16 protein-coding genes are annotated in these 16282 nt (G+C 37.1%); all 16 read left to right on the plus strand.

From position 1 onward, the window contains the following. Window positions 1-29: 29 nt before the first annotated feature. The 16 genes from gmk to BN162_RS01675 all read left to right on the plus strand — a co-directional run bounded on the left by gmk (window position 30) and on the right by BN162_RS01675 (window position 15974). On the plus strand, window positions 30-593 hold the full coding sequence (gmk, locus tag BN162_RS01600; protein WP_020223305.1) for a guanylate kinase: 564 nt from the start codon (window positions 30-32) through the stop codon (window positions 591-593). Between the two features lie 199 nt (window positions 594-792). After that, window positions 793-1536 (plus strand): sugar isomerase domain-containing protein, encoded by a 744-nt coding sequence (locus BN162_RS01605; protein ID WP_020223306.1) that lies wholly within the window; start codon window positions 793-795, stop codon window positions 1534-1536. Between the two features lie 11 nt (window positions 1537-1547). Continuing rightward, complete coding sequence (locus BN162_RS01610) at window positions 1548-2297, plus strand: sugar isomerase domain-containing protein (RefSeq protein ID WP_020223307.1); 750 nt, start codon at window positions 1548-1550, stop codon at window positions 2295-2297. Between the two features lie 23 nt (window positions 2298-2320). After that, window positions 2321-3043 (plus strand): sugar isomerase domain-containing protein, encoded by a 723-nt coding sequence (locus BN162_RS01615; RefSeq protein ID WP_020223308.1) that lies wholly within the window; start codon window positions 2321-2323, stop codon window positions 3041-3043. 128 nt (window positions 3044-3171) lie between these two features. Further along, window positions 3172-4491, plus strand: coding sequence for an RNA-binding domain-containing protein (locus BN162_RS01620; protein WP_020223309.1), 1320 nt, complete (start codon window positions 3172-3174; stop codon window positions 4489-4491). Window positions 4492-4837: 346 nt separating this feature from the next. Beyond that, window positions 4838-5353 (plus strand): transcription termination/antitermination NusG family protein, encoded by a 516-nt coding sequence (locus tag BN162_RS01625; protein WP_020223310.1) that lies wholly within the window; start codon window positions 4838-4840, stop codon window positions 5351-5353. A gap of 116 nt (window positions 5354-5469) precedes the next feature. Further along, window positions 5470-6528, plus strand: coding sequence for an LCP family protein (locus BN162_RS01630; RefSeq protein ID WP_020223311.1), 1059 nt, complete (start codon window positions 5470-5472; stop codon window positions 6526-6528). 47 nt (window positions 6529-6575) lie between these two features. Beyond that, on the plus strand, window positions 6576-7277 hold the full coding sequence (locus BN162_RS01635; protein WP_020223312.1) for a YveK family protein: 702 nt from the start codon (window positions 6576-6578) through the stop codon (window positions 7275-7277). Further along, window positions 7277-8032, plus strand: a complete 756-nt coding sequence (locus BN162_RS01640) for a CpsD/CapB family tyrosine-protein kinase (protein ID WP_020223313.1) — start codon at window positions 7277-7279, stop codon at window positions 8030-8032. Before BN162_RS01635 ends, BN162_RS01640 begins: the two co-directional genes overlap by 1 nt. Then, window positions 8029-8775, plus strand: coding sequence for a tyrosine-protein phosphatase (locus BN162_RS01645; protein WP_020223314.1), 747 nt, complete (start codon window positions 8029-8031; stop codon window positions 8773-8775). Before BN162_RS01640 ends, BN162_RS01645 begins: the two co-directional genes overlap by 4 nt. A 39-nt stretch (window positions 8776-8814) precedes the next feature. Then, window positions 8815-10824: a nucleoside-diphosphate sugar epimerase/dehydratase gene (locus tag BN162_RS01650; RefSeq protein WP_020223315.1), complete on the plus strand. Its 2010-nt coding sequence runs from the start codon at window positions 8815-8817 to the stop codon at window positions 10822-10824. 51 nt (window positions 10825-10875) lie between these two features. Next, entirely contained in the window at window positions 10876-11547 is a 672-nt protein-coding gene (locus BN162_RS01655) for a PIG-L deacetylase family protein (protein WP_020223316.1), read from the plus strand. A gap of 14 nt (window positions 11548-11561) precedes the next feature. After that, window positions 11562-12149, plus strand: a complete 588-nt coding sequence (locus tag BN162_RS01660) for a sugar transferase (protein ID WP_020223317.1) — start codon at window positions 11562-11564, stop codon at window positions 12147-12149. Between the two features lie 16 nt (window positions 12150-12165). Beyond that, on the plus strand, window positions 12166-13302 hold the full coding sequence (locus tag BN162_RS01665; RefSeq protein WP_020223318.1) for an ATP-grasp domain-containing protein: 1137 nt from the start codon (window positions 12166-12168) through the stop codon (window positions 13300-13302). A gap of 71 nt (window positions 13303-13373) precedes the next feature. Further along, on the plus strand, window positions 13374-14834 hold the full coding sequence (locus BN162_RS01670; protein WP_261797833.1) for a BCCT family transporter: 1461 nt from the start codon (window positions 13374-13376) through the stop codon (window positions 14832-14834). A 48-nt stretch (window positions 14835-14882) separates the two neighbouring features. Further along, the gene (locus BN162_RS01675) at window positions 14883-15974 is read left to right on the plus strand and encodes a glycosyltransferase family 4 protein (protein ID WP_020223320.1); all 1092 of its coding nucleotides are present in this window, start codon (window positions 14883-14885) and stop codon (window positions 15972-15974) included. The last annotated feature ends 308 nt before the right edge of the window (window positions 15975-16282 follow it).

Consider the following 16282-nt stretch of genomic DNA (forward strand, 5'->3'; position numbering starts at 1 on the left):
TTAAACTAAGGCAAAAGGAGGAAGGAAGCATGAAAAAGGGGTTGCTGATCGTGCTGAGCGGACCAAGCGGAGTCGGGAAGGGGACGATTCTGAAGGAGTTTGTTGAGGATCCGGAATTAAATTTAGCGTATTCGGTTTCCATGACGACCCGCGGGATGCGGCCGGGGGAAGTGGAAGGTGTCAATTATAACTTTGTTGACCGTCCGACCTTTGAACAGGCGATTAAGGACGGCGAGCTGCTGGAGTATGCGGAATTTGTCGGCAACTATTACGGAACACCGCTAAAAAACGTTGAAAAGCTGCGCAGCGAGGGGAAAAATGTGCTGCTGGAAATCGAAGTGCAGGGTTGTCAGCAGGTGATGGAGAAATGTCCGGATGCCCTGACGATCTTTATCATCCCGCCTAGCATGGAAGAGCTGGAAAAACGGATCCGCGGTCGCGGTACTGAGCCGGAAGAAATCGTGCAGCAACGCTTAAGCAAGGCCAGCCGGGAGATGGAACTGGTGGATCAATATAAATTCATCGTCTGCAATGAAGATCCGAAACTGGCGGCTTCCATCATTTCTTTAATTATAAAACGGCATATGGAATAGAAGAATCGACAGATAGGTTCTTCTTTTATTTTGTCCGCTCCAGCGTCAAATTATTTATTCTATATATTATGTGACAAATTGATTAAATTATCCAAAAACATCGTGAAAGCGGTTGACACTGTCCCAGAAAATAGCTATCATAAAGTCAGCGTAAAGGGTCATTCGCGGGAGTGATTCTGCGTGAAAGGGAGGTTTCAGTATGGCTGAAGCAAAAGAATTTTTCTCAGCTGCCAAACACGCTCTGGAAGAGGTTAAAAACACTCAGAGAGAGCCGATTTACCAGGCTGCCAAAATGATGGGCGACTGCATGCTGGAAAACGGTCTTGTTCAGTTGTTCGGGTTAGGACATGGACTGGCGTTTTCCATGGAACTGGGGTATCGTGCCGGCGGGTTGATGCCGTTCCACCAGATCAAAATGGAGGATTTATTGCTGCGCGGCATCGTTTCTCCGGAAGAAGCGAACCAGCCTGATTTTAACGACCGCACTGATTTGGCGGACAAACTGTGGGATATGTACAATATCGATGATCACGATATGTTCATTCTGATTTCCAATCCGGCCAACAACGGTGTTATCGTTGAATTTGCAAAGAAAGTCAAAGAAATGGGCCGCAAGCTGATCGTGGTGACGTCAAAGGCGGAAGCGGAGGCTTCGGTTTCCCGTCATCCATCCGGGAAGAAACTGACGGATTATGCAGATCTGATTTTGGATAACTGCGCGCCAAGTCCGGATATGGTAGTTTCTCTGGAAAATGGTCAGAAGATCAATCAGGTTTCCACAGTGACCGGCAACGTTATTGCACAGATGCTGTGTGCTGAAACTTATCACTATCTGACCGGATTAGGCCATGACTGTCCGGTATTGCTGAGCGCCAATGTGAAGGGTGCCGATGTCCATAACCGCGAAATCTCAGATGTCTATCTGGGACGCTGGAATTCCTAGGAGGTGCGCTCATGAAAGAAATTACAATGGATTTGTTCTATGAGGAAATGCTGAAAGTTGTCGATGTACTGGAAGGCAAAGAAATGGACAATATCCGCAAGGCTTCAGAGGTCTGCGCGGAAACGATTGCTCAGGGCGGCGTTGTGCATGTCTTTGGTTCCGGGCATTCTGTTGGATTTGGCATGGAACTGGCAGGCCGTCCGGGCTCTTTAGTTCCATTCCATACGATCGTCACCAGTGATTTCGTGCTGCATGGCAAGGTTACGCTGGCGGAGTTTAAAGATCCGGACAATATTTTTGAACGCCGTGCGGATATTGCCGATCGACTGTACGACCTGTATGACATCCGTCCGCAGGACAGCTTCATTATCATCTCGAATTCCGGAATCAACGGCGTCGTCATTGACTTTGCGATCAAAGCGAAGGCAGAAGGCCACAAGGTCATCGTTGTGACCAGCTGGCAGCATACCAGTGCAGAAGCCAGCCGTCATCCAAGCGGCAAGAAGCTGTATGAGATGGGCGATGTGGTCATTGATAACTGCGGTCCGCAGGGCGATGCGCTGATTGAAACTGGCAAGATTGAAAAGATCTGCTCGATTTCTTCGATTACTGGTGCCTTTATCGCTCAGTCGATCACGACAGAAACCTGCCGGCTGTTAAGTGAGAAGGGCGTGGAACTGCCGCTGTTGCTGAGTGAAGAAACCGAAGAAAACCGCAGACACAATGCAGAATTAAGACAGAAATACGCAGGCCGTATTTAATTAAGGAAAAGGGAGGTACTAAAATGTACAATTTTGAATACATGAACAAGGTTGATGAGCTGCTGCACACGGTGGATGATGCTAACAAGGAAAAAATCCAGGAATTGGCAGTCAAGTTTGCCGACAACATCAAGAATAACCACATCATCCATGTCTTTGGCACAGGTCATTCCCACATGATCGGCATTGAACTGTTCTGCCGTGCCGGCGGACTGGGCAATGTCAATGCGATTCTGGATCCGGATGCGCTGACTAACTTCGGCGCTCGCCGCAGCGGTGCCATGGAAAAGGTTTCCGGTTTGGCGGATGTCATCTTTGATCAGTATAAAATTGACAAAGACGATATCATGATCATTATCTCCAACTCCGGCCGTAACGCTGTTCCAGTAGAAATGGCGATGCGCTGCCAGAAAGAGGGCGTTTATTCTATCGCTTTAACCAATCTGCATCAGTCGCAGAACACAACCAGCCGTCATCCTAGCGGCAAGCGTCTGTTTGAGTGCGTTGACTGCATTCTGGACAACTGTGTTCCAGATGGCGATGCTTTGATGAATGTCGGCGGCGTTGCAACCGGCCCAGGCAGCACAATCTCCAGCATCTTTGTTCTGGATACGATCGTCAATGAAGCACTGAAGATCCTGGCGGCTGAAGGCTGTGAACTGCCGGTATTCCAGAGTCAGAACGTCGATGGCTTCAACAATGATGCGATCTACGCGAAGTATGAAGACCGCGTAAAACATTTCTAAGAATCAGAGAAACAGACTGCAGCATGAATTCAAAGTGCTGCAGTTTTTTTGCGGACTCGCTGAACTTTGTTCTTGCTCTTTCTTTCTTTCTCTGATAGGATAGAAAGAGAAAGAAATGAGGCCGTGACATGTTTGACTTTGAAAACCACGATTTGGAGTTTAAACAGGAATACACTTCGGATATAAGAAAAGAAGTGATTGCTTTTGCGAATGCAGAAGGAGGAACCATTCTTATCGGAATCCGCAAGGATGGAAGTGTTTTAGGTGTGGTGGATCCCGATTCTGTGATGCTTCAAATTGTGAATTCATTGAAAGATTCCATAGCTCCGGATATCATGCCTTTTGTGACTGTGAAAACGAAGAAAACAGAAGGTAAATTCATTATTGAAGTTCATGTGTCAACAGGGATCAATCGTCCTTATTATCTTAAAGAGAAAGGCTTGAAACCAATCGGTGTCTATATCCGGAAGGGAAGTTCCTCACAACCGATGACAGATGAAGGAATTCGCGAGATGATTGTTCAAAGTAGCGGAAAATCCTATGAAGCTTTAAGAAGTTTGACTCAAGAACTTACCTTTTTAACACTGAGTAAAGAATTAGAGAAAAAATCAGTTGATTTCAGTTCATCTAAAATGAAAACTTTAAAACTAATTGGAGATGATGGACTGTATACAAATTTAGCCTACTTGGTTTCTGACCAATGTGAAGTAACGATAAAAGTTGCTTTATTTCAAGGAATGGATAAAGCCGTATTCAGGGATCGAAAAGAGTTTTTCGGATCAATTTTAAAGCAGCTGGAGGAAGTCTACGAATTTATCGATTTGGTGAATAAAACCAAAGCCACATTCTCTGGACTAGATCGTATGGATAAACGTGATTATCCTCAAGAAGCCGTAAGAGAAGCTCTATTAAATTGTATTGTTCATCGAGATTACTCATTTAGCGGAAGTAATATCATTAATATTTATGATGATCGGATTGAATTTGTATCGCTGGGTGGATTAGTTCCTGGACTGGAAATGAAATCGATTTTCTTAGGTGTTTCGCAATCAAGAAATCCAAATTTGGCTGCTTTGTTCTATCGCATGCGTTTAATAGAAAGTTATGGAACGGGAATTAACAAAATCCAGCGCGCTTATCATAACGAAGAAAGACATCCTGTCTTTGAAACAGCGAAGGGTGTGTTCCGAGTGACTTTACCAAACCGAAATGAGTTCAGTGAACTTGTGAGATTAGAATCTTCTGATGAATTCGAAGGTATATTAGAAAAACAAAAAAATAGAATCTTAGAAATAGCCTTAAAACAAGGTCAAGTAACTAGAAAAGATGTAGAAGAATTATTAAAAGCGGGGTCAACAAAAGCCTTTCGTTTGCTGCGGCAGTTATGTGAAGAAGGCAAACTGCAGAGTGTAGGCAATGGGAAACTCAGCCATTATGTACTAAAATAGGATTAGATATAGTTTAATGAAGGAGCTGTGACGCAAATACCTAAAAGCGTTGCAGCTCTTTTTTTATTTTTTAAGTTATTCACAGAAATAAAGACTAATCATTCATGACATTAATTTTGTCGTTGATGACATTTTTTCTTCTAATTGTGTAAAAAAAATTAGACTTTTTTTGACTGATAAACTAGAGCTGGAAATTACTGTAAATAACATGTTTATTCAGCCTTTATTCATTATAAATGGCTCACTTTTTAATGTCAATAAAAGTCTACTTTAAATTACAGGCTTGTTGACGACTTCGCAGGTGGCGAGAGAAGCGGTCATTTTTTTATTAAAAGGGGGTGAAGGGTTGAACTGGTATTTTATTGAAACTGAACGATTTGAAGAAGAGAAAGTAAAACAGATCCTGATTAATTCAGGCTTTGACGCCTTTATCCCAAAGAAAGAAATGTATTTTAAAAAAGGGGAATTCACAGAGATAACCCAACGACTGTTGTTTCCGGGGACGGTTATGGTCTGCGATCCGGAATCACCACCGCAATTTACCCAGAAGTTGAATGACTGGCTTGCTTTAAAGAAATCGGGATCAGAACTCATTCGATTAGAATCGGATACTTATTATTCCTTATCTAATAAGGAGAAAGCTTGTTTAAGTCAATTATTAGACAGTCAAAGGATTCTACGATTTTCAACAGGTGTAATTCGACAACGAGAACTCCACGTCCTAAAAGGTCCTTTACAAGGTCATGAAAAAGAAATTCAGAAGATTAAACGCCATCAACGCCTAGCGACATTGCCTGTCCAGCTATGTGGTCAAACGATAGCCTTAATCGTAGGCTTAGAAGTAATCGAAAAAATTGGATAGAAAACAAATAGTTGTTGCGGCACTTTTAATTCATCCGAGATCATCTTTTACAAACTCATCGTGTGCTTGAGGTGGCGAAGCCTACCTTTTTTATATAAACCAAAGGATGTGACAGATTGAAAAAACAGAAAAACACCCACAAAAAAGACAAGAAAACAAGGATCTTATTGATACTAATAGGTGTTCTTGTTTCTTTAATCTTAATTCTAGTTTTGGGTGGAAATCTCTATATTGATTCTTTATTGAACAGAACGATCCGTTCTAGAAAACTCTCTAACGAAGACGCTTTAGTCAGCCAAGAAGTCTTAGATCAAGTCAAAAATCATCGCATTGTGAATATCGCCTTATTTGGATCGGATAATGCCAGAAAAGCGCAATGGAATGACTATGAAATGGAACGTTCTGATGCCACAAAGATTGTTTCTTTGGATTTTGATTCTAAAAAGATTAAGATCACTTCTGTTCAACGTGATACTTTAATTTGGATTCCAGAACCTTACAATGATTATGATAAATTGAATCATGCGCATTGGCGAGGTGGGCCAGAACTGGCAGTAAAAATGTTGAATTATAACTTTGACTTGGATATCACGCAATATGTCGGTTTTAGTTTTGAAGCATTAGAAACTTTAGTTGATTTAATTGGTGGAATTGATTTAGTATTGCCGGAAGGACTCTTATCTCAAATGATGTATGATCAGGGGGCGAGAGAAGAGAATGGAGTGTATCATTTAAATGGAGCCCAAATAACATACTACTGTAGAATTAGAGAAACAGACGATGATTTTCATCGGATGGATCGACAGAATGATATTATATTAAAAATCTTAGAGAAGTTAGTTAAAAAGAATGTGTTTGAATTAATGGAAATCGTGGATGAAATGCTTCCTTATGTGGAAACCAACTTAACGAATAACGAAATCAAAAATGATATCACTTCCTTGTTAAGCTTTGATTTAAAGCATATTGATCAATTCCAAATTCCATCGAAAGGGATGGATTCGATTGAGAAAGTCATTGAATACAATGGATTCAGCCCAATTTATATGATGGAAAACTACGAAGACTTAGCGAAAGAACTTCATTGGAATATCTATGAGGATGAGAGTTATCAGCCAAGTTCTACCATTGTTCAATTAGAAAAGAATATTCAAAATCAATTCGGAGGATCCTGAAGATAGGGTTCTTTATTATAGAGAAGAGAATAAAGGGGATATAGAAAATGAACGAAAACGACGAAATTGAAATTGATCTTTCGCGGGTGTTTGAAATCATTAAAAAGCATTTCAAACTTTTCGCTTTGATCATCCTAGCAACCTCTGCCGTTGCCGCCTTAGTAACTCTGTTTTTGATACCAAAGAAATATACTGCAGAAACGAAGCTGATTATTGTCCAGAAGTCGAATCCAGACAGTCAACAGATTAGCTATAATGATCTTCAGACATCACAAAAATTAGTTAATACTTACAGTGAAATCCTAAAGAGTGAAGCCATTAGTGATGAAGTCATTCAAAATCTGAAGTTAGATGATTTAGATACAGAAGGGTATCAGAAAATTGTCAAAATCAGTTCAGTGAAAGATACAGAAGTTATCACGGTTGCGGTTACTTCTAAAGATTCTAAAGAAGCTGCGACCATTGCGAATGAAGTTGTCCGTGTGTTCCAGGATAAAATCTATTCCATTATGAATATTGAAAATGTCACTGTTCTGAATTCCGCCAAAGTACCTGAGAAGAAATCCAGTCCTTCTACAATGAGAAATACGTTAGTTGGATTTTTATTAGGTTGTGTCATTGATGGATGTATAGTGGTGTATCTCTTATTGAATGATCGGAATATTCGAACCGAAGAAGAAATGAAACAGATCTTTGATTATCCGATTATTGGTTTGATTCCAGATATGAATGCAGGGGGGACAGAGTAATGTTAAGAGTAGGAGATGAATTGATTACATTAACGGATCCAGATGCTCCTGCATCGGAAGCCTATCGTACCTTAAGAACCAATATCTTAATGCGCAATTTCGATAAGGATATGAAAGTAATTAATATTATATCCACAACGGCACAGGAGGGAAAAAGTACTTGTGTCTTAAATTTGGCAATGGTTTATGCTCAGCTTCAAAAGAAAGTTCTTGTCATTGATTTGGACTTAAGAATGCCTACGATCCATAAGAAGCTGAAACTAAAGAATAAAAAAGGAATCTCGGATATTATAGGTCATCAGGCCGAGTTTGAAGAGGTTGTATTACAGCCTTATGAACATGTGGATGTGATTACAGCGGGGACAAAGATTCCATTTGCTTCGGAGTTCATTCAGTCGAATGCGTTAAAAGTATTTATTGATGAACGAAGAGCAGAGTATGATTTGATTTTATTAGATTGCCCTCCAGTGGGCTTAGTCACCGATGGTGTGGTAGCGGCCAGTTATTGTGACGGGACAATTCTTGTCTGCGCTTCCAATCGAAATGACCGTAAGGAATTACTGCGAGTGAAGGATCAGTTAGAACAGACCCAAGTCAACGTCATTGGGATTGTGATGACCATGATGCCAGTTCAGAAGAAATACTATAACAGCTATGGCTATCGTTACAGTGACAGTCAGAAGAAAGCTCCGAGTAAAAAGAAACAAACGAATTTGTTAAGTTCATTGAATAAGAAAAGCGGCAAGAAGAAATGATCGATAGCCATAGTCATTTAGTGCCTGGAGTGGATGATGGGAGTCAGAGTATAGAAGAATCTTTAGCTTTATTAAAACAAGCAGAAGAAGATGGGATTACAGAGTTAATTACCACACCCCACTTCATGAAGAATGGCGAGTATCGGATAAAAGCTTCAGAATTAGTGAAACGATTCAATGAACTAAAACAAGCGTATCCAGGTTCAATTAAGCTTCACTTAGGGAATGAGCTTTATATTCACCCGGATTTGCCAGAATTATTGGAAAAGGGAGACATCTTAACTTTGGCAGAATCCGATACGATTCTCGTTGAGTTTCCATTCCACGATTATAAAGAGGAATATGATGAGATTCTCTATGAATTATCTCTGAAGTATTGGATTATTATCGCTCATCCTGAGCGATATCGCTATGTTCAAGATAATCCTAATTTCTGCTTGCGCTGGTTGAAGGAAGGCTATTTACTTCAGTCAAATCAGAATAGTTTATTTAAGAAGGAAACGAAGAGAATCTTGTTTTCTATGATTGAACATGGATTTGTCAGCTTTATTGCCAGTGATGCGCATAATAAATACCGTCCTTTAATTTTAAAGGAAGCTTATGACTTACTCGAAGAAGAATTCGGGATGAGAGTCGCAAAGCAATTGACCGAAGAGAATCCAGGGAAGCTTTTGGTCAATGAAGAAATCAGAGTGGAATATCAAGAAATAGAGAAAAAGAAGAAACGATTTTTGTGGTTTTGACAGAAGTCGTTTTTTAGTTGAGGGAAGGGGAGAGAAAAGATGCAGGAAAGAAAACGAAAGATTGAACACTGGCATGTGATCTCTTTGTACCTGATCGTTTATGATGCTATCACTGTAAACTTAGCGTATCTGCTTGCCTTATGGTTTCGCTTTGATTGTCAGTTTACAAGGATTCCTTTAATTTATTTGAATGCATGGATGCAATTCGTGCCCATTTATACGGTGATCTGTTTAATTATCTTTTTCAGTTTAAAGCTCTATCGCAGCTTATGGCGTTTTGCGGGATACAGTGAACTGTTAAGAGTCACAGCTGCGACGATAGTGACGGGAATTCTTCATGCTTTAGGAATTATGACGTTTTTTCAGCCGATGCCAACGTCTTACTACTTATTTGGGATGATTATCCAATTCTGTTTAACCATTGGAATTCGTTTCTCTTATCGGTTTGTTTTATTAGAAAGAAGCCGAAGAGAGAAAATGGCTAAAAAGAAACAGGAAAAGAACATCATGTTAATTGGAGCGGGGGATGCGGGTCGACTGATCTTACGAGATGTTCAGAGGACGGAGTTTGACGTAGGCAAGGTTCAATGCATCATTGATGATAATCCAAATAAATGGGGACGCTTCATTGATGGGATTCCGATTGTCGGAGGCCGGGATGATATCTTAGCTAACGTTGAGAAGTATCAAATCCAACAGATTCTAGTGGCAATTCCGAGTGCCAAAGCAAAAGCAAAACGCGATATTCTAAATATCTGTAAAGAAACCGGCTGTGAGCTGAAGATGCTTCCGGGAATCTATCAGATGGTCAATGGCGATGTCGCTTTTTCTAAGATGAAAGAAGTAGCCGTGGAAGATCTCTTGGGAAGAGAACCCATTCAAGTTAATATGGATGAAATCTTTGAACACTTGAAAGGGAAAGTTATTTTAGTTACAGGTGGAGGCGGATCAATCGGCAGTGAATTATGCCGTCAGATCGCAGGCCATCATCCTAAACAACTCATTCTCTTTGAAATCTATGAAAATAATGCTTATGACATTGAACAGGTATTGAAACGGAAATATCCAGAGTTAAACTTGGTTGTTTTAATTGGCTCTGTTCGGGACAGCCGAAGAATTGATAGTGTCTTTGAAACATATAAACCGGATATCGTCTATCATGCGGCAGCGCATAAACATGTCCCATTGATGGAAGGAAGCCCCAATGAAGCCATAAAAAACAATGTCATCGGTACGTATAAAACAGCGTATGCCGCATTAAAGAATGGCTGTCAACGATTTGTCCTTATCAGTACCGACAAAGCAGTGAATCCTACGAATATCATGGGAGCGAGTAAGCGGCTGTGTGAGATGGTGATTCAGAGTATGAATCAAATCAGTCAGACCGGAAGCTATCAGCTTCTTCCTCAGCTTTGGTCGCATACGTGGAATCCAATCCAAGAGATCTGTCAAAACCAAGTCAAAACGGAATTTGTGGCAGTGCGCTTTGGGAATGTATTAGGAAGCAACGGATCAGTAATTCCTTTGTTTAAGAAACAAATCGCAGAAGGCGGACCGGTGACGGTAACACATCCAGATATCATTCGATACTTCATGACGATTCCGGAAGCTGTGAGCTTGGTCTTGCAAGCCGGAACCTATGCCAAGGGAGGAGAAATCTTCGTCTTAGATATGGGAGATCCGGTGAAGATTGATACATTGGCAAGAAATCTGATTAAGCTGTCGGGTTATAAGCCGAATGTGGATATCCAGATTGAGTATACGGGCTTAAGACCCGGTGAGAAATTATACGAAGAGAAACTAATGGCAGAAGAAGGGTTACAAACAACCCCGAATCAATTGATTCATATCGCAAAGCCCATTGCTTTTGATGTGAAACAGTTTATGGATCAAATCGAGATCTTATCAGAAGCCAGTTACACAAACAGTGCAACAATTAAACAGCTAGTTTCTGAGATTATCCCAACCTATCATCCTGAAAAGAAACAGGATGAGATTGAAGAAAGAAAAATTCAGAGACTTAGTGAGTGTAAACAAGTGAAAGCTTAATATATTCTAATGTGTAAAAATATCATGTGATTTGATTTGAAGGGGGATATAATGAATTATTTATTTGTTGTTGCGCATCCGGATGATGAATCTGATGCAGCTGGAGGTACAATTCATAAATTAATTAAGGAAGGAAACAATGTTGCGATAGCTATCATGTCTAGTCAAGTTAAAGCAAGGTCTAATTTATCTGAGACTTTACTAGAAGATGAAAAGGAAGCGATGAATATTCTTGGAGTGAAAACGGTTTATCATGCCAATTTCCCTAATATAAAAATGAATACCGTTCCTCATCTTGATTTAGTTCAATTCATAGAATCTTGCATAAATGATTTTAGTGCAGAAGCAATTATAACGCATCATCCTGCTGATACTAATAATGATCATGTAATTACTAGCTATGCAGTGCAAGCCGCGTGTAGATATTTTCAAAGAAAGAAAGTTGCTTATCGTTTAAAACTTTTTATGTATATGGAGACACCTTCAGCAACAGAATGGTCGTTAGATTCTTCATCACATAGATTTATTCCTAATCGATTTGTTGAAATTGGTGACGAAGGATTAAATGTTAAAATAAAAGCATTACAAGCTTATAAAGGGGTTATGCGTCCATTTCCACATCCAAGATCTATTAAAGCGTATGAAGGACTTGCGGCTTATCGTGGTTGTCAATCTGGACTAAACTATGCAGAAGCATTTGAAATTGTATTTGAAGCAAATTGAAAAGAGTGATTTTAATGTATAAACATTATATTAAGTATACAATCGATTTCGTTATTGCTTTAATTGCTTTAATAGTTCTCTTCATACCGATAATTGTCATTTCTATTGCAATAAAACTAGATAGTGAAGGCCCAATTGTTTTTAAGCAAATAAGATTAGGGAAAGACAGAAAAGAATTTACTATTTATAAGTTTAGAACAATGACCAAGGATATGTCTGAAAAAGACGGAATCGTTACACTTTCTACAGATAGTAGAATTACTAAGATAGGCGCTTTTTTAAGAAAGACGAGTTTAGATGAAATTTTACAGTTTGTAAACATCCTAAAAGGACAAATGTCAATAATTGGACCGCGACCAATATTACCGATACAATTTGAACCTTATATAGATAATTCTCATTTTTGTAAACGTTATGAGGTAAGGCCTGGATTAAGCTGTACGATAGATATTAATAACAGAGCTTCTTTTGATAGAGAACTTCAATTCAATATGGATGCAGATTATGTAGATAATATTTCATTTTTACAAGATATACGAATCTGTTTCTTATTAGCCAAAACGGTTTTATTTGATAAAAAAATCTATGAAGATGAGACTTAAAGGAGGGGCATAAATTATGGAAAATGGGATTAAAGATCATGTGTTTATTGTATTCGCTTTAGATCATTATAATCCACTGGGGGTAGTTAGATCTTTAGGAGAGGCAGGTATCAATCCTGTTTTGATAGCAGTTAAACATAAAGTTGACCTTACCGTGAAGAGTAAATATGTAAAAGAATGTTATAAAGTTAAAAATGTAGAAGAAGGATTTAATATCTTAGTTAAAAACTTTAGTTCAAAATATAAATATAAACCTTTTGTTATTACTTGTGATGATAAAACAGAGGGATATTTGGATGAACATTATGATGAACTAAAAGATAATTTCTATTTCTTTAATGCAGGCGATAAGGGACAGATTGCAAAGTATATGGATAAAAAGAATATACTTGAATTAGCTAAGAAACATGGATTAAAAATATTGAATTCAATTGTTGTGTCAAGAGGAGAAATTCCTGACAGTATTGGATATCCAATTATAACAAAGTCCATTTCACCTAACAGTGGAAAATGGAAATCTGATGTCCATATATGCTTTTCTGAAGCAGAGTTAATAAAGGCATATAATGGAATATCATCATCCATAGTTTTACTTCAAGAGTATATTGAAAAAAAGAACGAATTATGTTTAGATGGTTATTCAATTAATGCTGGAGAAGATATGTTTATTTCCATAGCTTCGAAATATAATTATCAAATTCCAGGTTATTATAGCCCATATATGACAGTCAGTAATTTTGATAATCCTGAGATGGAAATTGCATTAAAAGCAATGTTAAAAGAAATAGGTTTTGAAGGTATTTTTTCTATTGAATTTTTAATTGATAATAATGACAATTATTATTTTAGTGAAATCAATTTTAGAAATTCAACATGGAGTTATGCCTCGACTTATGCTGGCATGTCACTTCCAGTTTTGTGGGCTGAATCCACAATTAATAAAAAAATTCCTGAAGATGTTTATAAACCAATTCCTAATAATTTCATGGCAATGGTTGAGCCTGTTGATTATATGAAAAGAGTGAATTCGAAGAAAATTGATCTCTCACAGTGGATATCAGATTTTAAAAAGACAGAGTGTTGTTTCTACTATAATGAAAATGATTTGGATCCTTTTCGCGAGATGTTAGGAAATTTTGAAAAATTGGGCTAATGGAATTAGAAAAAAGGGAGATATAGGGGAATGATTAGATTTATAAAGAGAAATATTGTTTTTTTATATCGATTATTATAGCTGTTATTTTAATTGCATATGGCAGTTTGTTCAATGATAGTTTAAATGCTGTTTCAAGTGTTGTTATGACTTTTGTTAGTGACAAATTCGGTTGGTTATATCTTCTTTTTATTTTCTTTTTGTGTGTATTTATAACGTGGTTGGCTTTTTCAAAATATGGAAATATAAAACTAGGGGCTGATGATAGTAAGCCTGAATATAGTAATTTTAGTTGGTATGCAATGCTTTTCTGTGGTGGAACAGGGATAGGGTTAGTGTTTTGGAGTATAGCTGAACCGTTGTCACATTATATTGCACCTCCTAATCCTATAGAACCTGGGACAATTGAGGCAGCAAACTTTTCAATTAGAACCTGTTTTTTACATTGGGGTATTACTCAATGGGTATGTTTTGCAATTGTAGGCTTAGGACTAGCGTATTTTCAATTTAGAAAGAATAAAAGAGGACAAATAAGTGATCTATTAACTCCGCTTGTAGGTGAAAAAGCAACAAAAGGAATTTTTGGTAAGGTAATTGATGTTTTTTCTGTTGTTGTCTCATTTGCTGGGGTTGCAACTTCATTGGGCTTAGGTGTTTCACAAATTTCTGGAGGATTAAATTTTCTTTGGAATGTCCCAAATCAAAAAGAAACTTGGTTTGTTATTATTTTTGTTATAACTTGTATTTTTTTAGCAAGCGCGGTCTCTGGTGTAAATAAAGGAATTAAATTTCTTTCAAGAATAAACACGTATTTAGCTTTCATTTTATTATTCCTTGGTTTTATGATTGGTCCAACAACAATGATTTTCGATACATTTGTTAACGGAGTTGGTCAGCATATACAAAACTTCATAGGAGATGTCTTAATGATAAATCCTTATGGAGATAATACTTGGATAATGAATTGGCGAGTTTTTTATTTCGCGTGGTTCATAGCTTGGACACCATTTGTCGGAATGTTTATTGCAAGGATTTCTAAGGGGAGAACAATAAGAGAATTTATAATTGGAGTTGTTATCGTTCCAACGATTTTTACAATTATATGGTTATCTGTGTTTGGGACTATTGCTTTAAACGCTTCTGCAAATTGGAATCTAATGGAGTTAAAAGATATAATTGCTTTACCTGAAACGGCTGTATTTATTATTTTTTCACAGTATCCTTTGGTAAAAGTAATGTCTGTTCTTGTTATAGTGTTGTTAGCAATATTTTTTATTACTTCAGCAGATTCAGCTACTTATTCACTTAGCTTAATGACTTCAGAAGGAAATCCTAATCCTCCAATTTTTAAAAAGATAATTTGGGCAATAATTGAGGCACTATTGGCATTTGTACTATTATCTGTAGGGAGCATAAAACCATTGCAAACAATTTCGATTGCTGCATCATTACCTTTTTTATTTATCATGATTGCTATGTGTCCTGCACTTTTGATAGAGCTTAAAAAAGAAAGTATAAATAAGAAGAACTAATTTAATTTGTTATAAAGCTATTTACTAGTTTAAAGAAAGTGAATTTATATGGAAAAAATATTGTTAATATCACCAAAAGATAATAATTTTTTCAATTTCAGAAGTGAATTGATAATGAAATTAGTTAAAGATAAATTTGAAGTTATTTTAGTTTGTCCTTATGGATGTAAGATGGATTATTTTATTAATCAAGGTTGTCGCTTTATAGATATACAAGTAGATCGTAGAGGGACCAATCCAATAAATGATATGAAACTGATTTATAATTATTTTAAAGTGATTAAAATGGAGCAACCTAAAATTGTATTAACGTATACAGCAAAATCATCTATATATGGTGGTTTTGTATGTAGACTATTAAATATACCGTATATAACAAATAATGCAGGGATAATGAATAACGAAGGTTGGCTGGGAAAGTTAATGCCAATTCTTTATAAAATAGGATTTCAAAAGGCATCATGTATTATGTATCAGAATAATGAAGAAAGAGAATATTTTAATAGACTTTTTGATTACAAACTTTATTACAGAAGTATACCGGGCTCAGGTGTGAATTTAGATGTTTTTAAACTTAAACCCTATCCAAATGATGATGTAATAATATTTAACTTTGTAGCGCGTATTGTTTCTATAAAAGGTATCAATGAGTTTTTAGAATGTGCTACCAGAATAAAGAATAAATATCCTAATACACGGTTTATTATTTATGGTGAATATGATGATAAAAGGTACGAAAAAAAAATTAATGACCTTGCAGGAAAAGGAATAGTTGAATATGGTGGGATTAAAATTGATATGAAACCATATATTGAATTAGCGCACGCAGTTATTCACCCTAGCTATTATGAAGGAATGACCAATGTTGTATTAGAACATAGTGCTATGGGGCGAGTTTGCTTAGGGGCAGATATAGCTGGGGTTCGAGAGGGAATTGAAGATGGTTTAACAGGATATTTGTTTGAACAAAAAAATGTAGATTCAATGATAAAAGCTGTGGAAAAATTTATTAATCTACCATATGAAAGTAAGAGAGAAATGGGACTTAAAGCTAGAAAAAAAATGGAAACTGAGTTCAACAGAGAGCTAGTTGTAAATACTTATATAGAAGAAATAAAGCGAATTGTAGGAAGCGTTTAAATGATTTTAAGAAGTAAATATATAACTTCAATATAAATATAATTTACTTTTATATATGAATGAATGCATAGTAATAAGAGAGTTCTTTGTTTTTTTTAGTTTAGGAAAATAGAATTAAACTTAAATAGTGAATAGTTGTCACATGTACTATAAGAATTAGTGCAGATTAGGATCATAATATTAGATTTGTTTTGGTTATATTAAATATAACTGATAATATAATTACTTTTGCACAGCTGAGATGTTAAAAATACTATTAAAGTGATAGATTTTTATTGGAACATAAGTAACAGTAAGAATTCATCTGT

Source organism: Holdemania massiliensis AP2, assembly GCF_000327285.1.
Classification (GTDB): domain Bacteria; phylum Bacillota_I; class Bacilli_A; order Erysipelotrichales; family Erysipelotrichaceae; genus Holdemania; species Holdemania massiliensis.

Bases quoted from the DNA above. Each gene is read 5' to 3' on its own strand.
- gmk (WP_020223305.1), top strand. From the start codon at position 30: ATGAAAAAGGGGTTGCTGATCGTGCTGAGCGGACCAAGCGGAGTCGGG.
- BN162_RS01605 (WP_020223306.1), top strand. From the start codon at position 793: ATGGCTGAAGCAAAAGAATTTTTCTCAGCTGCCAAACACGCTCTGGAA.
- BN162_RS01610 (WP_020223307.1), top strand. From the start codon at position 1,548: ATGAAAGAAATTACAATGGATTTGTTCTATGAGGAAATGCTGAAAGTT.
- BN162_RS01615 (WP_020223308.1), top strand. From the start codon at position 2,321: ATGTACAATTTTGAATACATGAACAAGGTTGATGAGCTGCTGCACACG.
- BN162_RS01620 (WP_020223309.1), top strand. From the start codon at position 3,172: ATGTTTGACTTTGAAAACCACGATTTGGAGTTTAAACAGGAATACACT.
- BN162_RS01635 (WP_020223312.1), top strand. From the start codon at position 6,576: ATGAACGAAAACGACGAAATTGAAATTGATCTTTCGCGGGTGTTTGAA.
- BN162_RS01640 (WP_020223313.1), top strand. From the start codon at position 7,277: ATGTTAAGAGTAGGAGATGAATTGATTACATTAACGGATCCAGATGCT.
- BN162_RS01645 (WP_020223314.1), top strand. From the start codon at position 8,029: ATGATCGATAGCCATAGTCATTTAGTGCCTGGAGTGGATGATGGGAGT.
- BN162_RS01650 (WP_020223315.1), top strand. From the start codon at position 8,815: ATGCAGGAAAGAAAACGAAAGATTGAACACTGGCATGTGATCTCTTTG.
- BN162_RS01655 (WP_020223316.1), top strand. From the start codon at position 10,876: ATGAATTATTTATTTGTTGTTGCGCATCCGGATGATGAATCTGATGCA.
- BN162_RS01660 (WP_020223317.1), top strand. From the start codon at position 11,562: ATGTATAAACATTATATTAAGTATACAATCGATTTCGTTATTGCTTTA.
- BN162_RS01665 (WP_020223318.1), top strand. From the start codon at position 12,166: ATGGAAAATGGGATTAAAGATCATGTGTTTATTGTATTCGCTTTAGAT.
- BN162_RS01675 (WP_020223320.1), top strand. From the start codon at position 14,883: ATGGAAAAAATATTGTTAATATCACCAAAAGATAATAATTTTTTCAAT.